The following is a 22,947-nucleotide window of genomic DNA, read 5'->3' on the forward strand; positions in this document are numbered from 1 at the left end:
GTCAAGCGAACTAGGTGACAGTAGGAAAAATACTATGACTAACAACACCAAAACTATAACTCTAAACCTTGGTCCACAGCATCCGGCAACTCACGGAGTTTTAAGGTTAATCCTTGAGATGGACGGGGAAGTAGTAAATAATGCCGACCCTCATATTGGGTTACTTCATCGTGGTACGGAAAAACTTATTGAGCATAAAACATATTTGCAGGCTATACCATATTTTGATCGTCTTGATTATGTTTCACCGATGTGTCAGGAACATGCATTTGCTTTAGCTGTCGAGTCGTTATTAGAATGCGAAGTCCCACGAAGAGCTAAGTTTATCAGGGTACTATTCTCAGAACTAACAAGGATTTTGAACCATACTTTGAATATTGGCAGCCAAGCTTTAGATATCGGTGCTACTACTCCTTTATTATGGCTCTTTGAAGAGCGAGAAAAGATCATGGAATTTTACGAGCATGTTTCCGGCTCTCGTATGCATTCAAACTACTTTAGACCGGGCGGGGTTGCAGCAGATTTACCCGAAGGTTTACTTGAGGATATAGATAAGTTTATAGAACAGTTTCCTCCTAAACTTCACGATATTGAAAGTCTACTAAATGAAAATAGATTATGGAAACAACGTTTAGTAGATATCGGCGTTGCGTCTCAAAAAGAGGCAATGGACTGGGGGTTTTCAGGACCAATGCTTAGAGGTTCGGGTATAGCTTGGGATTTACGTAAGTCAAACCCTTATGACGTTTACGATGAAATGGACTTTAAAGTACCAATCGGCAAAAACGGTGATTGTTACGACAGATATTTCGTTCGTATGCTTGAAATGTACGAATCAATCAAGATAATCAAGCAATGTATAGAAAAAATGCCGAAAGGTGCAGTTAAAACCGATGATCCTAAATTAACACCACCGACAAGAGCCAAAATGAAAGAATCTATGGAAGCAATGATTCATCATTTTAAGCTCTATACGGAAGGATATGACGTCCCAGCCGGCGAGACCTATAAAGCCGTAGAAGCCCCTAAAGGCGAATTTGGTATATATTTATACTCGCAAGGAGGTAATAGACCTTATAGATGTCGTATTAAAGCACCCGGCTTTGCTCATTTGCAAGGACTAGATTTTATGTCTAAAGGTCATTTAATGGCAGATGTTATTACTATTATTGCAACGCTTGATATAGTATTTGGTGAGATAGATAGGTAATATATTTGTCATGCCGTGGGCTTGTACTTGCGTTGCTCTGTCATTCCTACGAAAACAGGAATCCATAAAATAAAACTAAAAAACAAAAAAATGTATTGGGTATATATATTATGCTCTAATAAGCATGGTACTTTATATATTGGTATTACTAATAATATAATACGTCGTGCTTATGAACATAAACAAAAAATAATAAAAGGTTTTACCGCAAAATATAATATTATAAAGCTTGTTTATAAAGAAGAATTTACTGATATTCAAGAAGCACTTACAAGAGAAAAAAACTTGAAAAAATGGCAACGTAGTGGGAAAATAGAACTGATAGAAAAAACTAATCCTGAATGGAAAGATTTAATTAAATAGTTCTATGGATTCCTGCTTGTGCAGGAATGACATAAAACTATACCGTACTAAAAATATATGAATACAAAAATTACAAATTTTACATTTGATAAGAAAAATTTAAATCTAGCAGAAGAGATTATAAAAAAATATCCACCGCATGGAAAAAGAAGTGCAATACTTCCGCTGCTTGATCTAGCACAACGTCAAAACGGCGGCTGGCTACCTGTTCCTGCTATCGAATATGTCGCAAATATGTTAGCAATGCCTTATATACGGGCTTATGAGGTTGCAACATTTTATACTATGTTTAACTTAAAGCGAGTTGGTAAATATCATATTCAAGTATGTACTACTACTCCTTGCTGGCTGCGTGGTAGTGATGATATAATGAAAATTTGCGAAAAGAAATTAGGTGTAAAACTCAAAGAAACTACTGAAGATCAAAAATTTACTTTAAGCGAGATAGAATGTTTGGGAGCATGCGTTAACGCTCCGGTCGTACAGATTAATGACGATTATTATGAAGATCTAACTCAAGAAAAAATGGGAAAAATAATAGACAAACTTCAAAATGACTAGAATCTTATTATTATTACTTAGATTTTATCAATATTTCATTTCTCCACTACTTGGCAATAATTGCCGGTTTCACCCCACTTGTTCTGAATATGCCAAAGAAGCTATATCAATACACGGCAGCATAAAAGGCTTGTGGCTTACCTTTAAAAGAATCATCAAATGTCAACCGTTTTGCGACGGCGGATATGATACCGTTCCAATCTCTATAAAAAATTCTAAAACACTTAATAAAAAAATATAAATTATGTTTATTGTAAACCTTAAATATACCTTAGGCTTAGACCTTTCTTCTGTTGAAAAATTTATTACGGAACATAGAAAATGTTTAGATACATGTTATGATAAAGGATATTTTATTAGGTCCTATACATCCAAGAATTGGCGGTATTATTTTAGCTAATATAGAAAAACTAAGTCAGCTTAAAGATATATTAAGAGAAGATCCTTTTTATATAAATAATATAGCTGAATATGAAATTACTAACTTCACTCCTACAAAATGGCATAAGAATTTAAATATTTTTTTCAAAAACATGAATAAACTAATCCCTTTACCTCGTGAATTTTTTGCAAGAGATACTAATGTAGTAAGCACTGAGTTAATCGGTAAAGCTCTTTATTTCCAAGGTAAAACAGCTATCATTACTGAAACTGAAAGCTATATAGGACAGAATGATCCTGCTTGCCATGCAGCAAGAGGGCGAACAAAAAGAACGGATATAATGTTTGGTCCTGCAGGCTTTAGCTATGTCTATTTAATTTACGGAATGTATTATTGTTTAAATTTCGTAACCGAAGCTCAAGGCTTCCCTGCTGCGACCTTAATAAGAGGCGTACATGTTATTTCGCCTGAAAATCTATACCTCAACGGTCCGGGTAAATTATGCAAATATTTAGGAATTAATATTTCTCATAATAAATGCGATCTTATAAATAACAACGAATTTTTTGTCGGTGATATCGGCTTAAAGCTACCCTACTCTACTACTGCTCGTATAGGTATTACTAAAGGCATGGATAAATTATGGCGTTATGTTGTTACAGATATCACTAATTTAATCTCTCAATATAATGTATAGCCTTAATAAGGTCATATTGATTTACGGCGAAAGGACCTCGAAAAGGTTTGTCTAATATAAATAATAACAAAAGCATTGATGATGAAGTGATACAAACTAAACCAACCGAAATCTTATGTAAATAAAGCTTGGTGCCAAGCATACAGACAAAAATTAAATTAATAGCAGTCATTATACATACAACTATCCAATATTGAATATTTAAGGGGAAATAGGACATTTCTGTTATACCTTACTGTATAAAGCTCTTTTATCTCCTCAATGATGATTTCCTGCTTAGTCAATAGCTGCATTTGCTCGCTTGCTTTATAAGCTTGTAGTCTCTTATTAATATCTTGGAGGAAACTAAGAGCTTCATGACCGATTTGCTTGCCGTCTTTCATTAATTGCCATTCACGCTGCATTACACCTTTGGTATAATTTTTAATATCTAGATAAATTGTAGGTCTCATTTCATGAGGAAGCCAACCTACACTATCTGCAAGCCTCATCAACACTATAGATTCTGCTGCCACCCCTTCTTGTGCTTTATTAAAATTACCGAGTAAATAAATTAATACAAAACCGGTTGATACCGCATACATACTACAAACTACACCCGATAAAAACCCACCAAAACTTCCAAGCTCTTCTTTTTGAAAATTATTAGGAATAATGTATTTTGTTAAATATAAACATCCAGCACAAAAACTCATCAAAACAATATTAGGAACGGTATAGATAAAGTCAATTATATGATTACATAGGTATTATTAACCATGTCCTGCTGAATATTTATGTAATATACTAGAAATAAGAGTTTGATAAGGTAATCCCTCATAAGCAGCTTTTTGTTTTATTCTCATTAAATCACTACTAGAAATACGAATATTTATTCGAGTATCTTTTTTTAAATAACTAGCTGCTGCCACTTGTGCTATATGTTTCTCTTGTTCAAAATTTTTAATTCTTTGCCATTCATCATTTTCAAAAGACTCCAGCAATGCGTTTTCTTCAGCATCTAGTATTATATTTGATATATTCTCTTTATTTCTCATTACTTTTTCCTATTTTTAGATATTTCTGAGTAGCTTTGCGACGTGGAATAATAGTCTTTAAAAAAACTGTTCCATCAACTTCAATAATAAAAGGCACTAAATAGGCGTATTCATTAAATTTAACTATATACATTTTTTGCTTTGAATATTTATTAGGATTTGGATGTTCTATTATATCCAATAAACAATTACTTTCTATAACTGATATTATTTCTTCAAAACTTACCTTGCGCTCACTTATTAACTTATAATTTTTTTCAGCAGAAAAGCTATAATTACATTTCTTTGTCATCTTATGATATTAGTACAATGTATGCTTTATGTCAACACTACACTTCCGTCTCTTCTAAGACTACTGTAGAATCAGCAAGTTTAGTAATTTTTTCAATTTTTAACCGAGCTTCTTTTAGTTTTTTCTCACAATGATTCTTAAGTAAAATACCTCTTTCAAAGCTATTAACTGCCGTCTCTAGACTCTCTTGTCCGTTATCTATTTTTTTAACAATTTCCTCAAGCTCTTTTAAAGCTTCTTCAAAGCTAATATTTGCTTCTAAAGTTTTAGTATTAGTCATTTATTTTTATTTTTTAATGGTTATCTGTAGTAGTTGTGTCTTCAGTTGTTTGGGGTATAAGTAATTTTTTTATCTCACTACTATCAAAAGTTTTCTTAGGAGCAAAAATACTCCCTTGCATTTTTATATTAAGATGTGCCAAGCTATCTTTATCAGAACTTGTATTTGAGGTATTTAACTTAACAAGCCTTGCCGGCACGTAAAATGATAAAATGCTAGATGCATCCATATCAAAATTATATATATTAACTGCAAAAGAGGCCGCACCGCTACTATATTGTGTTGCAAATTTTACTTTCTTTAAAAGGGCAATACCTTTTTGTAGTTCAATATCACCGCTTATACCTCTAATATTTTCTTGTCCTGTGGTTATAGCACTATTTATATCTTTATCTAAATTTTGTACCTTATAATCAGCTGTATCAATTTTTTCTATAAAAGAATCAATTGCAAAATTATTAACATCTATATTGTTTATAGCAAATTGTGATTTTGTAGTCAGGTTATATAGCTGGCTTTGAAGAGTGTTACCGTTAGTTCCTAAACTACCGCTTATACTTATTTTTCCACCACTTGCAGTAAATATTTTAGGCATAAGAGCTGAAACTTTGTTTAAATCTATTGTATTTAAAGCATATACGAAATTTATAGCATAAGGTTTTAATAAAATATTGCCGTTACCTTGAAGCTTACCGCCTAATAATTCTGCTTCAATATTATTAAATTGTAATAAATTATTATTATTTGCTACATAAAATTTAACATTTTTCAATATTAAATCATTTTGTAATAATGTCGACAATGTACCGGAAACTTGTAAGGTAGCTTTATCTAAACTATAATCATTTATTAATTTATTTCTTAAATTAAGCATTCCTGCCGGTGATAATAAATCAGTCGTAAGATTACCGTCCTTAATTTCTACGGTCAAAGACGGTAATACACTCGATGCATCTAAGTTCCAGCTAGTTGATAAATAGCTGTTAGCAGTTTTAAAATCTAAATTACTAATTTTTATATTAGCTGGTACGATTTTAGCAAGCAAATTCATTTTGTCAAATACATGATCGTTATACTTAACGCTATCTATCAGAATATCTAAATGAGCTAAATATCCTATTGTTCTAATAGGGATGAATTTACTTGGATAATCTAGCGCTTTCATATCTTTAGTTAAATTTTTTGTAAATTCGATAAGCGGCGAAATTATTGGATACGTTCTACTGCTTAAGTCAAGCGAAGATATATTAAGCGTAGCGTCTAAACGAGGTGTTTGAGCAATAAATTTACTAGAAAAATTTCCTGATAAATTTAAATTATCTGTTTTGAGTAATAAATTTTTAAAAAATAAATCTATTAAAGTGAGTTTTAAATCCGATGACAAGCTAAAAGGAATAGCTTCTTTAATAGTAACGTCGTTAAATCCTAAAATATTCAGTAACGAATTTATATCGTTGTGCTTTAAATATAGCTGTCCATCGAACATACTTCTAACGGCATTCTGTGTTACATTACCTGTAAGCTTAAATTCTCCACCTGATTTAATATTACCTGAAAATTCATTTATCTTTAAAGTACCCTTTGATAAGTTAGAAGAAAAGACTATTTTTTCTAGTGCTTCATTATTACTTAAAATTATTTCGTTAATTGCCACGTCTGCTTTAAGTAATTTATCGGCAAAAATAAATCTAATATTTGAAGAAGAAGTATTAAATGTTACCTCTGCATTTGGAGAAATTAACGAACTTAAATCTATTTTAGGAAAATCTAGTTTTACATTAGTAGTAATATTATCATTTTTAGCAATGTTAACAAATCCATGACCAATAATAAAAGACGATGCTATGACTATGTCTTTTAGCTCTATTTCATCTTCATTATTTGAAATATTAAATTTAATGTTTATTGCCTCATGTTGATTAAATTTATTAAAAAGATGATTTAAATCCGGTAATATATTATACACTACCGATGCTAAATTTTTAATCTGATATTCACCACTACCGCTAGTAAGCTTAGAATCTTTGTAAATTTGCGATAACTTAAAACCATAATCATTATTATCAATATTAAGACTAAAATCTACTATATCGTCACGTTTATTAATTGAACCTGAAATTTTACCTATATAGTTACTTGTAGTTTTAAATATGTAATTAGACGATAAAGCATTTTCTTTTTTTAATATACAATTATTAAAATTTAAAATAGAATAATCTTGTTTATTAATAATACTTAGATTAGTAACATTTAGATTTATATTTTGTAATTTATATTTAAAGAAATTCTTTATTAACTCTTCATGATTATAAATATTTAATACATTAGAATGTGAATAAAATTTAGCATCTAATATATCTATTTTATTAATTTTAGGATTAAATTTTATAAGCGACCACAACGAAAAATGAATTTTAATCTGCTCTAAATCTAACTTTCCTTCTTCTCTTATCGTCTCAATAACTAAATAGGACAAAGGAAATTTATTCATCTTTATTTTTCCGATATTTTCTTTCGCAATTCCTAAATGACTGGTAAAATTATTAGTAACCGAATTATAGTTAACAAACGATAATGCACCAAACATTATAAATAACAATAATGAGAAACAAATTATGACGCCGGCAGCTATTTTTTTTATCATGTCTGTAAAAAAGTTTTTAAATATATTATTATATATAATCATCAAAATTTAAAGGCAAATTAATGAATTCTTTAGAAAATTTAATTTTAGTCGGTGTAATAAAATCATGTCATGGAATTAAAGGTCATGTAATGTTAAAATCTTTTACCGACCCTGCTACAAAAATACTTGAAAGAAATTTAGTAAATGAGTCAGGAGCAAATATACATATTAAGCTAATTAGCCAAAATGCCAAAGGAGAATTAATTTGTACATTTAATGATATAGCTACTCGAAATGAAGCTGAAAATTTAAAAGGTTATAAAATATTTTGCTTAAGAGCAAGTTTACCAGAACTAGAAGAAGATGAATTTTATATAGCGGATTTAACTCATTTACCGGTATTAAACCAAGATCATAAAGAAATAGGCAAAATTAAAAATATTCTTAACTTTGGTGCCGGTGACATAATTGAAATAGCATTTTCAGATCAAACAACCGAATTATTACCTTTCAATAAAGAATTTTTTCCTATTATAACTAAAGATTATGTGATTTTAAATTATTAAAGAGAAGCTTGAATAATTTACCGTAGTTTTCAATTTCTTTATAGTACCCTACGATTCTTATTCATCACTGTCTCATCCCGTGGCGTGACCACGGGATCCAGTTAAAAATACTAAATTTATTAGTATTTATTGTTTTTATGGCCCCCATGGTCAAGCCACGGGGTGACACAGTGGGTTTTACCGGTCCACGCAACAATGCCTACTCGCAATGACGGAAAAACCGATCCACGCAACAACGCCTCGTGGGAATGACATAGAATATAATTATTTCAATCCTTAATTGAGTAAATTATATAAAATTGACAATTAATCCTTAAATACTATAATTAATATATGTATATAAATAGAAGATTAAGCTCTATGCCTAAAACTTTAAAATACTCACTTATTATATTTATAAGTATAATATTATTATTAATTGTTATTCCTTTCTTTATTCCTTTAAATCATTATAAAGGAATAGTAATAGATAAAGTTAAAGAGGCTACAAATAGAGATTTAACTATTAACGGCGACATAAAATTAGCTTTACTACCGAATCCCGCAATATCACTATCAGAAATTAAATTATCATCAATAAACGGTACAAAAGAACCTCATCTAGTTTCCGTTGAAGGTGCTAAAGCGTCATTGCGACTTTTTCCTCTTTTTAGAGGAGCAATTGAAGTAGCTTCTATAGAACTGCAAAAACTGATTATAAATCTAGAAGTTTTAAGTAATGGACAAAAAAATTGGCAATTTTCTACACCTAATAATGCATCCAAAACAAATGAAATTAGCCCTGTAGAATCTACCGATACTAAAACTGAATTAGCACTTCCTATTTTGATTAGTCATTTTAAAATTATAGACGGCAAAGTAATATATATAGCAAAAAACAGTGAGAAAATATTTAACGATATTAACTTAGAGACTAAAATTAAAAGCCTTAAAGGTCCTATAGATTTGACTTTAACTTTAAAGGCTTTGGAACAGCAAATTAATATAGACGGAAATATTGAAGAAATCGGTAAAATAATTCCGTTAAGTGCCAATATTAATCTTGCCAGTGAAAAAATTAAAATCGAAGGAAAATTTGATAGCAAAAATAATTCGTTCATAGGTAACGCAAATATTAAAGGTAATACTAAAACTTTAGGTATGCCTGCTGATTTACAAAATGACTACGAGCTAACTACGGCAATTACTGCCGATAGTAAAAATATAGCTATTAAAGATGCTAGACTTAATTATCCAAATATAGAATTACTAGCAAATGCAAATTATGATATAGAGCGTAATAACCTAAAATCAAATATTATTATCAATCCCGGTAACATTATAACCGAAATTAGCTCTAATTTAGATAAGACAAATATTATTCTACAAGCTGATAGTTTAAAACCTATACTTGATGCTCTAAAACTAAAGACCGATAAATTACCGTCTATTATTAACCAAAAACTTATACTTACTTCTAATGTAATTAGTAATTCTCAAGCAATAAAATTACAAAATATTAATTTATCGGCTGCAAATAGTAATCTAACGGGAAATATTGAGCTTAAAAATTTAGCACAAGATATAACTATTTCGCACAATCTAAAAATTAATAATTTTGAGTCGTTTATGTCTCTTATGGGAGTAAGTAATTTAAGTAAGATTGGAGTATTGCAGTTAAACGGAGGAGTGCAAAAAATTAAAGATACTTTCCATATTAATAATAAAATATCCGCTTTTAATACTAATATATCTATTAAAGGAGATATTAATTTAGCAACTCAGAAGCCCAATTTTAATCTTAACTTATATAGTCCGTTAGTTAATTTGGATAAAATTCTTACAAGTAATAGTCCTACTCCTGCTCCAAATAAAACTAATAGTCCTGCTACTCAAAACATACCTACAGATAAAAATAATTCTCCTTGGTCAAATAATCCTATTAATTTAGGTTTTTTAAATGAAATTGAAGGGCAATTATCCGCAAATATTGATAAATTAACTAACGACTCATTAATCATAAATAATTTAAAAGCAAAATTAAATATCACTGGCGGCACGCTGAATATTACTTCAGTTAATGCAAGCATTTACGGTGGCGAACTAAGTAGCACCGGTTATGTGAGTTCAGCCAAAGATCAAAACGCTGCAATTAAAATCGATTTAAAAAATGCCTATCTCAAAAGTTTCACTCCGCAATCGGATAAAATAAAAATAACTGATGGGCGACTAAGCTTTAAAGCCGATCTTACTTCTCGCGGTAATAGCGTTTATACATATGTTAATAATCTAAATGGACAATTTAACGTAAATAGCGATAACGGGGAAATAAGCGGATTTGATTTAAACCGAATCGCAGATGCGGTAAATAATGCTAAAAATACCGAAGGAGTATTGCGACTTATTAGCAGCTCCTTTAGTGGCGGATCCACATCTTTTAAAAATTTAATTGCCAGCGGAAATATAACGCAAGGCAAGCTTAATTTAAATGAATGTAGTTTAGATGCTTCACCTGCCACAACAAATGCAAGAGGTCAAATTAACTTACACAATATATGATGGATGTTAGTGCAAGCGTTACTATTGCGGATTTACCGCCTATAGCCGTTAAACTATACGGATTCATAAATAATCCGCAGCATAAATTAGACGTTCAAGCCTTTCAAACATATTTAGTTAAAAACGTATTTAATAGCGTTATTAAAGACTTAAAAAGCGGAGAGAAGAAACCTGAAAATATTATTAAAGATGCTTTGGGTCTCAGAAAGAAAAAGGATACAAATACAGAGAAACAAAGCAGCCCTCTGCAGGAAAACCAACAAGCAGATCCTGTGAATAAGCTTCTACAAAAAGGATTGAAGAAACTGTTTTAATGTGACCGTCACGGGTGTTGTGTGACTTATTATTCCTCTCTATGTCATCATCCAGCACAACATATAATATAGTGTAGTAACAATGTTGAAGTTATTTTTTCTAGACTTAGTTAGCAAGCAAACTAGATGACAGTGCAAAACTCATAAATACCCACGTTTTGATACAGTTATTCCTGTGCCAAACCTAATTGGATACACATCCTTTGTTTCCTCAGTATCTAATACCAAATTAGATATGTTTTTAGGGAAATCTGGAATTACTTGAGTAATTTTTGCTGCTTCTTCATCATAATTTGCCTTTTTCAGCAAAATAATAAGGTCTTCATATAATGATTTTCTATTTGGATTTAACACTATAGCTCTTTTGATAGAAGCGAGTGCTTCCTCCGGATTTATTTTATGTAATTTATTAAAAAACTCTTCGTGAGAGTATGCTTTACTTGGATCTAGTTCAATAGCTTTCTTTAATGATTTAATCGCATTATCTTGTTGTTTTTCCATTAAAATAGAACTTAAACTATGAAAAATTTCAGCTTCTCTATTGTTATATTTTTCAGTTTTATCATAAGTTTCAATAAAATTTGAAAGTTCTTCAGGATCAGTTTCAACGAATTTTCGTAGATTGTCTTTTTCTTCTTGATATTGGATATCTGTTATGAAGATCGAGATATTTTTTCACTACTTTCTTTAGCAATTTCAGAAGTTTTAAACTTCCAATAAGGCAAAATTTCATTTTTATATGGTTGACAAATGCATACTCCTTGCTCACCTTTACCTACTCTATAGCTTTCCGGGCATTTACGATACTCAATATCATTTTTCCATTTATAACTTTTATTATCAAAATTTAGATAGCTTGGTTTTTCCATAACTTATGATATATTTGTAATTAATAATTTATAACTACAATTTCAATGTAAGTAAATAAATCTGAAGTTTGTAAAGCTAAGTAAGTATTTTAAATAAACTTTAATTTAAAATCGTATGATTAAGAAAATAGTACAAAATACGAAAGCTTTGCACGTATGTCCTAATGGAAGATCAGCTGATTACATAACGCCTAACTTCATGTATGGCTGTGCCGGAGGTTGCAGCAATAGTTATTGTTATGTTATGCGTCATAACTATGAGACATTATATATCAATGAAAATATAGATCAAATACTTGACGTATTGGATAAACATATAGCAAATTTACCGACTAAAATTTCCAATCAAACAGATTCTAAATATTGGACATATGATATAGGTTGTTCTACCGATGTAAGTTTGCATTGGAAACACACTAATTGGTTAAAGATATTTAATTTCTTTAAAGAAGATCCACGTGCTAAAGCAACTTTTGCTACTAAATATGTCAATCCTAAATTACTTAATTTTAATCATGAAAACAAAATAAGGATTAGATTTAGTGTGATGCCGGCAAGAATGAGTGAGATATTAGAGCCAAAAACGAGTCCAATTATCGAGAGAATAAAAGCGGTGAATATTTTTATTGAAGCAGGTTACGAAGTTCATCTAAACTTTGCTCCTATTATTGCTTATGAAGGCTGGCTTACCGAATATGCAAAGTTATTTGAAGATTTAGCTCAATACATAAATAACCAATATAAACCGTTTATAAAAGCGGAATGCATATTTTTAACGCATAATAAGCAGCATGAAAGAAATATTGCCCCAAATAGATTAGAGAGTAAAGCTTTAATTTGGCAACCAAATTATACAGGAAAATAAAGTAAGAGAATATGGAGGCAAGGCGGTACGTTATAAAGCCGGTATTAAGAGTAGTTTTCTCCAACGATGGAGTGTGTTGCATGACAGGTTGCTCCCATGGAATAAAATACGATATATATTCTAACTCTTCCTACTTATCAAAATTACGAAACAAAAGCATAAAATTTAAAAACTACAGTTATAAATAAAAAATCACTTGCATGAAAATACACTTATAATATGTTTCTTCACATTGGGTTTCAATTTTATCTTCCATAAAAGTAACCCAACACTATTTATCTCTCAGCTAATAGTGGATATAGTGTTAGTTGAGTACAAAAGTAAAAATATACAAAACAAGTAAAATATCGAATAGACAAAAAATCGTTTAGCTTGTTTGTTATCAGGGGTGTCATAGAATAAAGAACCGGCATAATATAGAAATACTACCCCAAGAATACCAGAAATTATTAAATATATAAAATTATTCATTCCAATAAAAAAAGGCATTAGCGAAACAATAAATAAAAGAATACTGTAAATTAGAATTTGTTTTTTAGTATATAAAGTCCCTTTTACTGCAGGCATCATCGGTACTTTACAGTTTTTATAGTCATCGTTACAGAATAAAGCAAGAGCCCATGAATGCGGCGGCGTCCAAATAAAAATAATCAAAAATAATATAATCGACTCTAGAGATATAGTATTGCTTACCGCTGCATAACCTATCACAGGAGGTAAGGCTCCCGATACTCCACCAATAACGATATTTTGTATAGAACGACGCTTTAACCAGATAGTATAAATACATATATAATAAAAAATAGTGAATAGCAGTAAAAAGGATGCAAGTAGATTAACACATAAAGCCATAAAAAATACTGCAAAAAATCCCGTTATCAAACCAAAAGATAAAGCTTCATCAGATTCTATAACTCCTCTTACTATCGGTCTTTTTTGGGTACGTTTCATTAAGCTATCGATGTCTCTATCGTACCACATATTAATTGCCCCTGCACTACCTGCCCCAAGAGCTATGCAAACAACTGCAATACCAGCAATAAACGGATGCACGGAATAAGGAGCAAGCCACATACCTACAAAACCCGTAAAAATCACAAGCGACATTACACGCGGTTTCATAAGTAAAATATAGTCTTTAACAGTACTTTGTGAATGATTGATTTTACCTAAATTAATTGGTCTTACTAAAGAACTCATATGAAATATTTTTTAATTAAATATAAAAAGTTTTAGGTTAAAAATCAATGATTGACTTTGATGCAAGAAATGTATATATTTTTTTTAATTCAAATAATAAATAATAAGTTAAGGATATTATCAGTGACAAAAATTGTTCGTTCTAAATATAAAGCTAGTAGAAGACTTGGAGTAAGTCTATGGGGTGATAGCAAGGATGCTTTCAATACACGAAATTATCGTCCCGGGCAACATGGGCAGAATACCATGATTAAAACTTCAGATTATGGTTTACATTTAAAAGCTAAGCAAAGATTGAAATGCCACTACGGTCGTGTCACTGAAAAACAATTTAGAAATATTTTTGCACTTGCTCAAAAAATGAAAGGTAATACCGGTGAAAATTTCATTGGGTTACTTGAAAGTAGACTTGATACTGTAGTTTATAGAATGAATATAGCTCCAACTATTTTTGCTGCAAGACAGTTAGTTTCACACGGACATATTAAATTAAACGGTAAGAAAGCCGATATCGCAAGCATACGACTAAAGGCAGGCGATGTTATAGAAGTTAAAGAATCCGTAAAACAAATACCGCTTATCCAAGAATCCGTTTCAAAACAAGGTCAAACAACACCGGGGTATTTATCATTTGATGTACCTTCATTAACCGGTACATATTTAAGAGTTCCTGCTCTTTCTGATGTCCCATATCCTTTTGAAGCAGAAGTGCATTTAGTAATCGAGTTATATTCCCGTTAATAATTATAAAAAGGCAGGTTTTATTTATCTGCCTTTTTACTTTCTTCCCTACACCTACATTTTTTCTTTATACTATAATACAACTTATCACCTAATTCAGTAGCGTTTATTAAAGATAGATTAGTTAAGAATTTAACGTCTGAGCTAAGAAAAAACTGTAATTTTTGACGAAGCAAGGAAGTATAAAAATGCTAATTTTTAGCATTTTTTTATTATTTTTATGGAGGTGCCACGCTACTTTCAATCGCTCGAAAGGTATTGCTGCGTGGATCAGTTTTTCAGTTGTTTTTGGATACCGTGGTCAAACCACGGTATAACACCGAGTGCCTTTTTCGATACACACAACAACGCCCGCTCACAATAACGATATCTATTTTTAATAAAAATAACGCTGATTCTACCTTTTCCAAGAAGTTAGCATATGGAACGCATTTAATAATTAGAGGTATAACTGGTTTTATTGTAAATGGGACAACAGAAAGCAGTTTTTTTGTTTCGGCAACTCTTGCTGATGAAATCTTAATAACCGAAGGATATTTTCAGAAACATTATCTTACTTCTGCCACATTTAAAGGAAGTTTAATCTACCCTATTACTACAAATCTCATCACAACTTTTCCTAATTATTCAGTACCAATTTATTTAACTTCTACAGCTGCAATAGTAGGCTTAGCATATTATGGGACTGATTTCTTAAATTATCAGGAAAATTTACAAGAAATTCAGATAAACTTAACTCCTAATATTAGGGTAATTGATCCTAATATACTTTCTAACAATTTTAAAAATGATTCAAAAAATGAAATTAAAGATGTAACCCAAGGGTTTTAGATTTAATTGAAGCATACATAAATAGTAGTTTTATTAACTATACCGGAAATGATGGCAATACATTAATTGCATTAACCTTACTCATACAGGACCCTAATGCTGCTATAGGACCTCTTGTTTCTCAAGGAGCAAAAATCAGTATTTTATGGTGTGGAAAAAATATAATCAGCACACTATTCCAATCATATAAAGCTTCTTTAACACAAAATACTCAAGATTTAATCGAACAAAAAACTTTAGAACTGTTACTAAACGAGGAATATAAAAGTAAAATCTTAGGATTAAAGGATATAGAAGCTATTACTAATAATTTATTTAATGATCTTAATAATACTTTCACTATTGGAATTTTACAATTAGGGAATTTAACCACTCAAAAAATTATACAGCTTATTGCATTGCAAGATATAATGAATTTAGTTCCAGGAGCTATTATATTTAATGCGTTTGAAAATATTAAGCAAGGATTTTTAAATATATTATATCAACTGGATATTTCTTACAGGCAAGAAACAGAGAAAATTAACGAAAATAAAGCTTCTATAGTAAGAAATATATCCTCTAATACTTCAAATATCTTGTTAACTGATTCTGCTCAATTTGTACAAAATCAATATGCCAAGCAACTTAAAGCTAAAAAAGAAATATCAAAGAAAATGTTGTTTTTAGATAGCACAAAAAATACTATAACTACTGTACTAGATATCTCCGATAAATTCATAAAATCACTTTACTATATTTATAAAGTAAAAAATGGAGAGATTACGACTGAGCAAGCTCTACTACTTAATCCTTGGCTTGAAACCTTAAAATCATTCTTAACAAGTTCCTCATGAAAAATAATCTTTAGTGGAGCAGTTATATCACAAGCGAGAATTACAAAATTAATAGAGGCAATTTCTTCTGAGAATAAAAAAGGAATAACATGGTCTACTAATGATACAAACGATGAACTTGTAATTTCTGATTATAACCTAATTATAGAAGAAAGCACTATTTTGAGTTTTGAAAAATTAGTATTCAAACTATGAGCACATGATCTTCTTTCAGCTTCCTTAGGAAAAGGCAACACTACTTTTTTAAAGAGTTTAGTCAATTGTATTGCTGATCCATGCCATAGCGTTGGTGAAATTGCCATACCTACCCATTATCAAAATCCAAAAATAATATTTATTGATCAGAATAGTTACATACCGGTTTAATCTACTTTATTTGAAATAATAACCTCCTGCCTTGATCAATCAATCATTAAAAGTAATAAGCAATTATTAGAAGAAAAAATTAACACACTATTTATAAAATTAGATCTAGGTACATTAATTACGCACTTAAGTGATAAAAATTATGATGTAATAAATGCACCAAGTGGCAAGTCAAAAGAAAAAATTTGGAATCATTAAAGCTATAATTTCAAACCCTAAAATATTAATTTTAGACGAGGTATTTGCTAATCTTGATAAAATATCTATAAAAAATGCACAACAAACTTTAAAAGAATTTTTACCGGAAACTTTAATGCTTGTAGTGCATCATGACGGTAAATCTCATGACTATAATAATTTTTATGATCAGTATATAAATCTTGAAGATTTGTATGCTGAAATAAAATTATTAGGAGAATAGCTATTCTATTCAACCCTGTATACTTGACTACTTTTCATTTATCATGAGTATATACTAAATCTAGATGTTCAATTATGGGAGTTTTTTAAGATTTCTTTATAGATTTCAAGGTTTTTTCTTAGCATCAGATCAAGAGAGAAATGATTAATTACCGTATGTCTTGCCGCTTCTTGGATTTTCTTAGCAATATCAGTACCTAAAATCGAGAAACAATAATCGATTTTCTGTGCTAACGCTTCGGCATTATTTGGCTCTACGTGGAAACCGGTTATATTATTATTTATTGTCTCTACTGCCCCGCCGATATTAGTTGCAATAACAAGCTTCTCCATCGCCTGCCCTTCTATAATAGTACGCCCGAAAGCTTCAGGCTCGATTGAGGCAGAAATGATAATATCGGAAATCCCATATAGGTTTATTATATCCGAATCATTACCGAAAATTTGAATTTTATTTTGAAGTTTTAGATTAGCTATAAGCTCTTTTACTCTATTAGTAAAATTGGGATGTCTAGATATATCACCGACCATTAAACAATAAAAGTCTCTATGTTTTAATTTACTTAATGCTTCTACTAGAACAAGATGTCCTTTCCAGCTTGTCATTCTAGAAGGCATTAATATTATCGGCACGTTACTCGGTACATCATATTTATCACAACATTTTTCAAGTTTTTCCGGCGTTAAATTTGCGGGATCGAAATAATCACAATTCACTCCACGCTCAATTACTACTATTTTATCTTCATCAATTTTATAGTTTTCGAGCAAGTGTTGTTTTACAAAATTAGACACGGCAACAACTTTCTTGCCTTTTAGCATTATGCTATTATAATATTTTTTAAAACTATTCGGAATATTATAAACCCCATGAAAGGTAGTCAAAAATTTAGCATTTGTCCATTTTGTTGCTAGATATGAACTCCATGCCGGTGCTCTTGATCTTGTATGAACTATATCAACATTATATTTTTTGATTATTTCTGCTATCAATTTTGCATTATTCAGAATTACAAAAGGATTTTTACTGTTACTATTCATTTCAATATGCAATATATCTTCCTTATCTAACTCTTTAACTAGAGTACCGCCTGCTGAAATTATGATAGGAGTATGACCGAGAATTTTAAGATATTTTGCAACTTCTATAGTACCTCTTTCAACCCCTCCTGAAACTAGAGCAGGCACTACTTGCAAAATAGTATATTTATTGTATCGTTTACTTGACTTTAATGAAGGCATTAAATCTCAATCTATTAAAATAATTATTTAAAATGCACAAGCTTTATAATAAAACACAAGACAAATTTATTGTCTATGATAATTATAGAATAATTAATACAAATATTCCATCTGTAATTTTTTTACACGGCTTGATGTCTAGTATGCAATCAACTAAGGCTATCTATTTAATAGATTATTGTAAAAAAAACAATTATAATTTTATTGTTTTTGATAATTTCGGCCATGGAAACGCATCAGGACAATTTAAGGATCAAACAATTAGTGATTGGTTAGAAGGAGTATCACTAATTTTAGACAAATTAATTAATACGGAGGCGATATTAGTAGGTTCGAGCATAGGAGGATGGCTAGCACTTCTTGCGGCTTTAAGATTTCCTGATAAAATAAAGGGACTTGTGTGTGTAGCCCCTGCTCCAGATTGTACTGAAAATATTTGGCAAAATATATCTCTAAATGATCAAAATAAGATGCAAAAAGAGGGAATACTAGAAGTAAGCGGTAAAAATTGTGAGCATAAATATCCTATAAGCTATAAACTGATAGAAGATGCAAAAAAACATTTATTATTGACAAAGAAACAGATTGATATAAAGATACCGGTACATCTAATTCATGGGATGTTAGATGAAGACGTGCCTTATAATGTTTCAGTAAAATTATTAGAAAAAATAACGAGCAAACAAATAGTAATGAAGCTAATTAAAGACGGTCACCATAATTTATCTAGAGAAGAAGATTTAAAGGTAATGACAAATTCCTTAGAAGAAGTAATTAGACTCTTAAGTAATATTAAATAAACAATAAATATGTATAGCAAAATAAATAAAGTTCATGATTTTAAAGAAGTTATAGAAGCGGTAAAACAAGCCGATAATACTAGCTTGGTGCTTTTTGATGTAGATGAAGTAATTGTAATGGATAGTGATGAATCTAGGTTAACACATGATTATAGAAAAGAATTAATGAAGAACATTGAAAAAAGACTTACTAGAAAAGAATGTGAATTATTACTTAGTATTGTTCTTAAAGATAGGAAAGCTAGATTTGTTAACCCAGATATCTTAACGATATTTGCTCTACTTACGGAAAAAAATGTACCGGCAATGGGTCTTACTAAACTTCCTACCGGTAAATTCGGCGTAATTGAAGATATGATCGAATGGAGAATTCGTGAACTCACTGAATTAAAGGTAAATTTTCAAGAATTTTCACCTTTAGAAGATGAGATAATAATAGAAGATTTTAATGCCGGTTACGGTAAACCTACATTAAAAGACGGAATAATTTACACTGCGGAATATGATAAAGGAAGCATGCTTGAGTATGTATTACGAAAAACAAATTATTATCCACAATCAATAATATTTATCGATGATATAGAAGAAAATTTATTATCATTACAAGAAATTTGTAAGAAACTAAAAATTAACTATCAAGGATTTGAGTTTACCGGTTCTGCTATCGTTCCTGAACCTGTTCTTGATGCACAATTAGAAAAAATTAGATTTGAAATTCTAGAAAAAGAATATAAATGGTTAACGGATGAGGAACTTAAAAAGCATACTTTGTCATCTAGTAGCTTGTCCACAGTATCCAGCTAAAAATGTCACAACAACATACACTTTTAGTTGCTTTTCCTAGATGCCGTGGACAAACTACTATGATGACACCTATTCACCTTAGAGTATAATATGATGTCTGCAAAACTTATTGTTCTTTTTACCTTACTTATCTCGCTTTCTACTATGGCAAGTAAAAAGGAAGAAGAAAAAATTACAGGAGTAAAAGCAACTAAAGTACAAATTGCCGAGCTTTACGACATATTTAATATTGTAGGGCAATGCCAGAATGATAATAGTCGTGATTATTATGCCAATGCCACCGGAGTAGTTGAACAAGTCTCAGCACATCAAGGAGAAATAGTAAAAAAAGGGGATATATTGCTAGTTATAGATAAAAACATAGCAGAAACCACTAAATCTAGAGCAGCAGCGTTATTAAACACAAAACAAGAAGATTATAATAGAAAAGAAGCTTTATTCGCTAAAAAATTTGTAAGCAAGCGGGTAGGTAGGCACCATATTGGTGCTTTCCTCCCAAAGAACCGTACAAGCGAATTACTTGTAGAAGTCAAGATTTGATCTTACAGACACTATAAATTTTGCACCTGATTGTCAGTTAAATTTTGACTGTCAGAGACGTATTCAAGATACAAGATTTCATTATTCTTTTCAACAGCTAATTTTTTACTATCCTTAAAAGTTTGCATAGGAGTTTTTCCATAACAATATTTTCCTGAATGTGGTCGCTCATTATTGAAATGCTCTAACCAAATATCAAAATCTAATTGTAAATCATCAAGATCTGTATAAATCTTTTTCCGCATAGCTGTATCAAAGAATTCTTGTTTCATGGTTTTATTAAAACGCTCACACATACCATTTGTTTGAGGAGAATATGCTTTAGTAGTAGTATGCTCTATACCTTCAATACTTAGAAATAATTCAAAAGCATGATGCTCTATATTTCCCTTATATTCTGCCCCACAATCTGTAAGAATACGAAGTATTGGTATCCCTTGAGTCTCGTACCATGGTAACACGCGGTCATTAAGCATATCAGCAGCAGTTAAAGCTGTTTTATCAGTATATAGTTTAGCATCAGCTACCCTAGTATAGCTATCAATAAATACCTGAGAATAAACCTTACCTATACCTTTGAAATTACCTACATAATACGTATCCTGACATCCTAAATAACCTGGATGCTGCGTCTCAATTTCTCCATGAGCTTCTTTTTCATTACGACGCTTCTCTAGCACTTGTAATTGAGATTCAGTAAGAACAATACCATCCTGAGCCATCTTTGCTTCTAATGCTTTAAGCCTTTTACTGATATTGTTTAAATCATTACGTAACCAAATTGATCTCACTCCTCCAGGCGATACAAGTATACCGCTCTTCTTAAGCTCATTTTATACTCTTAGCTGTCCATATGCTGGATATTCTATTGCCATATCCATTACTGCTTTCTCTATCGCTGGATCAACTCTATTCGCTATTATTGGCTTTCTTCGACTAATTTCATACAATGCCTCTTCGCCACCAGTTTCATACAGTTCTTTAAATCTGTAATAACTATCTCTACTATAGCCCATCGCTTTACATGCTGACTATATGCTACCAAGACTCTTAGCTAGTTCTAGTAACCCTATTTTTGGCTTTATTATTTTTTGATTTAAGTTCATTTTTCATCTCCATTTAATAATTAATTTATTTTACTAAATATAAGATTTAATCTCAACTATTACACTGAAATCATGAATCTACCAGATCTTACCTGTTATGTAAAACTTGCGGGTAATTTCCCAATTACTAAATTACCAATGAATTTACAAACTTGATTTAAATCTAAAAATATCAAACCATTTTAATGGCATTTTTAAAAGATTTCAATTGTTTGATAGGGGGATGTTTACCTTATAAAGAGAAATCCTATTATAATGCCCCTTTAAATCGCTCATTTAGTATTACGAGTTTTAGAGGTAAGCTGTGTATAAAAAACTTTTTTGTTATTTCAGAATTTTTATAAATGATTTTTCAAACAGCAGAGTAAATTTTACAAGAAATATGTTTACTCTAAAGAACTAATAAAAGCTTCATCAAGACCGGTTACACTAGAAATTAAAGAAACATTACAACCTTGGGATAGCATTTTTTTTGCTATTTCAACTCTTTCCTCAGCTTTTCCTTCAGCTTTTCCTTCAGCTTTTCCTTCAGCTTTTCCTTCAGCTTTTCCAATTTGGATACCTTTAGCTTCACCAACTTGTAAGCCTTCAAGAATACCTAGCTCTTTTCCTTCTTGTTGCCAATGCTCTGCTAAACTTCTCATAAGCCTTGTTCCTATTTCCGGATTCAACTTTGTTGATAATAAATTCTCTAGCTCTACTCTATCATCTTGCTCTATCTTTGTCAAAGTATAATATAGTATCATTTCTAGATAATCATAACCTATCGTTATTTTGGTTAATTCCGGCAATATATCTGATATTTCTTGCCATCTCTTTAATAATTCCCTCTCATGTATATGTTTGAGAAAAAATTCTAATATCCCTGACCATATCCTTTGTTTAAACTCCTCATCAGGAATCTCATGGACATTCACTAACTGGTAATCATTAATCCATAATTCTTTTGCTAATTTGTTATTGGTAAATAAATCCCACAAATTCCTTGCAACATTATATTTCTCCTGACCATTATAAAATATCATCGGGTATATTAATGGTAAAGTCTTAACTTTAGGATTTTGTATTAAATATCGCTCACAAATATTAATCATATATTTAAAAAGCCTAAAAGCCATAAAATGATCTGCTTTTGATTGATGTTCTACAAGCAAAAATAAGTATCCGTCTTGTTTATCAAATTTGCATGAGAATAAAACATCAGAGATAGAATCTTTTAAAGAGCTTTCTACAAAAGTGCTATTTTCCATTGCTAAACTAGGAAAATCTATTAAAGCTTTTATCTCTTTAGGCAAATGTACATTAAAGAATTCATGGGCTACTAGAGGATTCTCGAGTGCCTTACGAAATATCTTATCATGCTTAGCTTTCTTCTTATCCTTATCTGGATCACCCAGCAGGTTTCCTTGTTCACTCATATATTTACATTTTTTAACTTGATAAATATTATTATACTACACT

Annotated in this window: 22 protein-coding genes and 5 pseudogenes; 16 read left to right on the top strand and 11 right to left on the bottom strand. The window is 30.6% G+C overall.

The annotated features are described in order from the left end of the window. The first annotated feature begins 34 nt into the window (after positions 1 to 34). The 5 genes from nuoD (at position 35) to C4Q30_RS00145 (ending at position 3,213) form a co-directional block, all read left to right on the top strand. Positions 35 to 1,210 carry an NADH dehydrogenase (quinone) subunit D gene (nuoD, locus tag C4Q30_RS00120; protein WP_103896840.1) on the top strand — a complete coding sequence of 392 codons (1,176 nt, stop codon included), beginning with the start codon at positions 35 to 37 and terminating at the stop codon, positions 1,208 to 1,210. Positions 1,211 to 1,300: 90 nt separating this feature from the next. Continuing rightward, entirely contained in the window at positions 1,301 to 1,573 is a 273-nt protein-coding gene (locus C4Q30_RS00125; RefSeq protein WP_103896841.1) for a GIY-YIG nuclease family protein, read from the top strand. A 57-nt stretch (positions 1,574 to 1,630) separates the two neighbouring features. Then, complete coding sequence (gene nuoE, locus C4Q30_RS00130; RefSeq protein WP_016926163.1) at positions 1,631 to 2,134, top strand: NADH-quinone oxidoreductase subunit NuoE; 504 nt, start codon at positions 1,631 to 1,633, stop codon at positions 2,132 to 2,134. Next, a complete protein-coding gene (gene yidD, locus C4Q30_RS00135; RefSeq protein ID WP_103896842.1) occupies positions 2,127 to 2,375 on the top strand; it encodes a membrane protein insertion efficiency factor YidD in 249 nt (82 codons plus the stop codon). Before nuoE ends, yidD begins: the two co-directional genes overlap by 8 nt. A 292-nt stretch (positions 2,376 to 2,667) precedes the next feature. Continuing rightward, on the top strand, positions 2,668 to 3,213 hold the full coding sequence (locus C4Q30_RS00145; protein WP_103896940.1) for a DNA-3-methyladenine glycosylase: 546 nt from the start codon (positions 2,668 to 2,670) through the stop codon (positions 3,211 to 3,213). Here C4Q30_RS00145 and C4Q30_RS00150 read toward each other — a convergent pair. From C4Q30_RS00150 to C4Q30_RS00170, 5 genes and pseudogenes are all read right to left on the bottom strand, one after another. Then, positions 3,185 to 3,908, bottom strand: a pseudogene (locus C4Q30_RS00150) (bestrophin-like domain). The gene C4Q30_RS00145 and the pseudogene C4Q30_RS00150 overlap by 29 nt on opposite strands. Positions 3,909 to 3,965: 57 nt before the next feature. Beyond that, a complete protein-coding gene (locus C4Q30_RS00155; RefSeq protein ID WP_103896843.1) occupies positions 3,966 to 4,250 on the bottom strand; it encodes a CopG family antitoxin in 285 nt (94 codons plus the stop codon). Further along, the gene (locus C4Q30_RS00160) at positions 4,240 to 4,542 is read right to left on the bottom strand and encodes a toxin (protein WP_103896844.1); all 303 of its coding nucleotides are present in this window, start codon (positions 4,540 to 4,542) and stop codon (positions 4,240 to 4,242) included. The genes C4Q30_RS00155 and C4Q30_RS00160 overlap by 11 nt, the downstream gene beginning before the upstream one ends. Before the next feature lie 37 nt (positions 4,543 to 4,579). Continuing rightward, complete coding sequence (locus C4Q30_RS00165; RefSeq protein ID WP_014014175.1) at positions 4,580 to 4,822, bottom strand: exodeoxyribonuclease VII small subunit; 243 nt, start codon at positions 4,820 to 4,822, stop codon at positions 4,580 to 4,582. Positions 4,823 to 4,835: 13 nt separating this feature from the next. Further along, complete coding sequence (locus C4Q30_RS00170; protein ID WP_103896941.1) at positions 4,836 to 7,466, bottom strand: AsmA-like C-terminal region-containing protein; 2,631 nt, start codon at positions 7,464 to 7,466, stop codon at positions 4,836 to 4,838. 62 nt (positions 7,467 to 7,528) lie between these two features. On the opposite strand from C4Q30_RS00170, the gene rimM reads away from it, so the two are divergent. Together rimM and C4Q30_RS00185 are read left to right on the top strand one after the other, a co-directional pair. Then, positions 7,529 to 8,014, top strand: coding sequence for a ribosome maturation factor RimM (rimM, locus tag C4Q30_RS00175; RefSeq protein ID WP_103896845.1), 486 nt, complete (start codon positions 7,529 to 7,531; stop codon positions 8,012 to 8,014). Between the two features lie 360 nt (positions 8,015 to 8,374). Then, positions 8,375 to 10,866, top strand: a pseudogene (locus C4Q30_RS00185) (AsmA family protein). Between the two features lie 141 nt (positions 10,867 to 11,007). Here the strand turns inward: C4Q30_RS00185 and C4Q30_RS00190 are convergent. Then, a complete protein-coding gene (locus C4Q30_RS00190) occupies positions 11,008 to 11,367 on the bottom strand; it encodes a hypothetical protein (RefSeq protein WP_103896942.1) in 360 nt (119 codons plus the stop codon). A gap of 152 nt (positions 11,368 to 11,519) precedes the next feature. Next, a complete protein-coding gene (locus C4Q30_RS00200; protein ID WP_012737014.1) occupies positions 11,520 to 11,735 on the bottom strand; it encodes a DUF4385 family protein in 216 nt (71 codons plus the stop codon). Between the two features lie 115 nt (positions 11,736 to 11,850). Here C4Q30_RS00200 and C4Q30_RS00205 point away from each other — a divergent pair, with 115 nt between their 5' ends. Next, positions 11,851 to 12,600 (top strand): spore photoproduct lyase family protein, encoded by a 750-nt coding sequence (locus tag C4Q30_RS00205; RefSeq protein ID WP_103896847.1) that lies wholly within the window; start codon positions 11,851 to 11,853, stop codon positions 12,598 to 12,600. Positions 12,601 to 12,882: 282 nt separating this feature from the next. On the opposite strand, the gene cyoE is transcribed toward C4Q30_RS00205, so the two are convergent. Further along, positions 12,883 to 13,800, bottom strand: coding sequence for a heme o synthase (gene cyoE / locus C4Q30_RS00210; RefSeq protein WP_014120700.1), 918 nt, complete (start codon positions 13,798 to 13,800; stop codon positions 12,883 to 12,885). A 123-nt stretch (positions 13,801 to 13,923) separates the two neighbouring features. On the opposite strand from cyoE, the gene rpsD reads away from it, so the two are divergent. The 4 genes from rpsD to C4Q30_RS09310 all read left to right on the top strand — a co-directional run bounded on the left by rpsD (position 13,924) and on the right by C4Q30_RS09310 (position 16,995). Further along, on the top strand, positions 13,924 to 14,541 hold the full coding sequence (gene rpsD, locus C4Q30_RS00215; protein WP_103896943.1) for a 30S ribosomal protein S4: 618 nt from the start codon (positions 13,924 to 13,926) through the stop codon (positions 14,539 to 14,541). A 258-nt stretch (positions 14,542 to 14,799) separates the two neighbouring features. After that, positions 14,800 to 15,372, top strand: coding sequence for a hypothetical protein (locus C4Q30_RS00220; protein ID WP_245207375.1), 573 nt, complete (start codon positions 14,800 to 14,802; stop codon positions 15,370 to 15,372). 410 nt (positions 15,373 to 15,782) lie between these two features. Then, positions 15,783 to 16,208, top strand: coding sequence for a hypothetical protein (locus C4Q30_RS09305; protein WP_245207376.1), 426 nt, complete (start codon positions 15,783 to 15,785; stop codon positions 16,206 to 16,208). Between the two features lie 529 nt (positions 16,209 to 16,737). Then, entirely contained in the window at positions 16,738 to 16,995 is a 258-nt protein-coding gene (locus C4Q30_RS09310) for an ATP-binding cassette domain-containing protein (RefSeq protein ID WP_245207377.1), read from the top strand. A gap of 68 nt (positions 16,996 to 17,063) precedes the next feature. Here the strand turns inward: C4Q30_RS09310 and C4Q30_RS00245 are convergent, their stop codons facing one another. After that, positions 17,064 to 18,236 (bottom strand): glycosyltransferase family 4 protein, encoded by a 1,173-nt coding sequence (locus C4Q30_RS00245; RefSeq protein ID WP_103896848.1) that lies wholly within the window; start codon positions 18,234 to 18,236, stop codon positions 17,064 to 17,066. A gap of 32 nt (positions 18,237 to 18,268) precedes the next feature. Between C4Q30_RS00245 and C4Q30_RS00250 the strand changes: the two genes are divergently transcribed. From C4Q30_RS00250 to C4Q30_RS00260, 3 genes and pseudogenes are all read left to right on the top strand, one after another. Further along, positions 18,269 to 19,036, top strand: coding sequence for an alpha/beta hydrolase (locus C4Q30_RS00250; RefSeq protein ID WP_014014163.1), 768 nt, complete (start codon positions 18,269 to 18,271; stop codon positions 19,034 to 19,036). A 9-nt stretch (positions 19,037 to 19,045) separates the two neighbouring features. Further along, positions 19,046 to 19,840 (top strand): DUF2608 domain-containing protein, encoded by a 795-nt coding sequence (locus C4Q30_RS00255; protein WP_103896849.1) that lies wholly within the window; start codon positions 19,046 to 19,048, stop codon positions 19,838 to 19,840. Between the two features lie 90 nt (positions 19,841 to 19,930). Beyond that, positions 19,931 to 20,299, top strand: a pseudogene (locus tag C4Q30_RS00260) (efflux RND transporter periplasmic adaptor subunit); the annotation flags it as partial. 92 nt (positions 20,300 to 20,391) lie between these two features. Here the strand turns inward: C4Q30_RS00260 and C4Q30_RS00265 are convergent. Beyond that, a pseudogene (locus C4Q30_RS00265) lies at positions 20,392 to 21,486 on the bottom strand (IS481 family transposase). Between the two features lie 63 nt (positions 21,487 to 21,549). Here C4Q30_RS00265 and C4Q30_RS10610 point away from each other — a divergent pair. Further along, positions 21,550 to 21,642: pseudogene (locus C4Q30_RS10610) on the top strand (type IV secretion system DNA-binding domain-containing protein); the annotation flags it as partial. Between the two features lie 230 nt (positions 21,643 to 21,872). Here the strand turns inward: C4Q30_RS10610 and C4Q30_RS00275 are convergent. After that, a complete protein-coding gene (locus C4Q30_RS00275) occupies positions 21,873 to 22,904 on the bottom strand; it encodes an Rpn family recombination-promoting nuclease/putative transposase (RefSeq protein WP_103896850.1) in 1,032 nt (343 codons plus the stop codon). Between the last annotated feature and the right edge of the window lie 43 nt (positions 22,905 to 22,947).

The sequence above is a fragment of the Rickettsia fournieri genome (genome assembly GCF_900243065.1).
GTDB lineage: Bacteria > Pseudomonadota > Alphaproteobacteria > Rickettsiales > Rickettsiaceae > Rickettsia > Rickettsia rickettsii.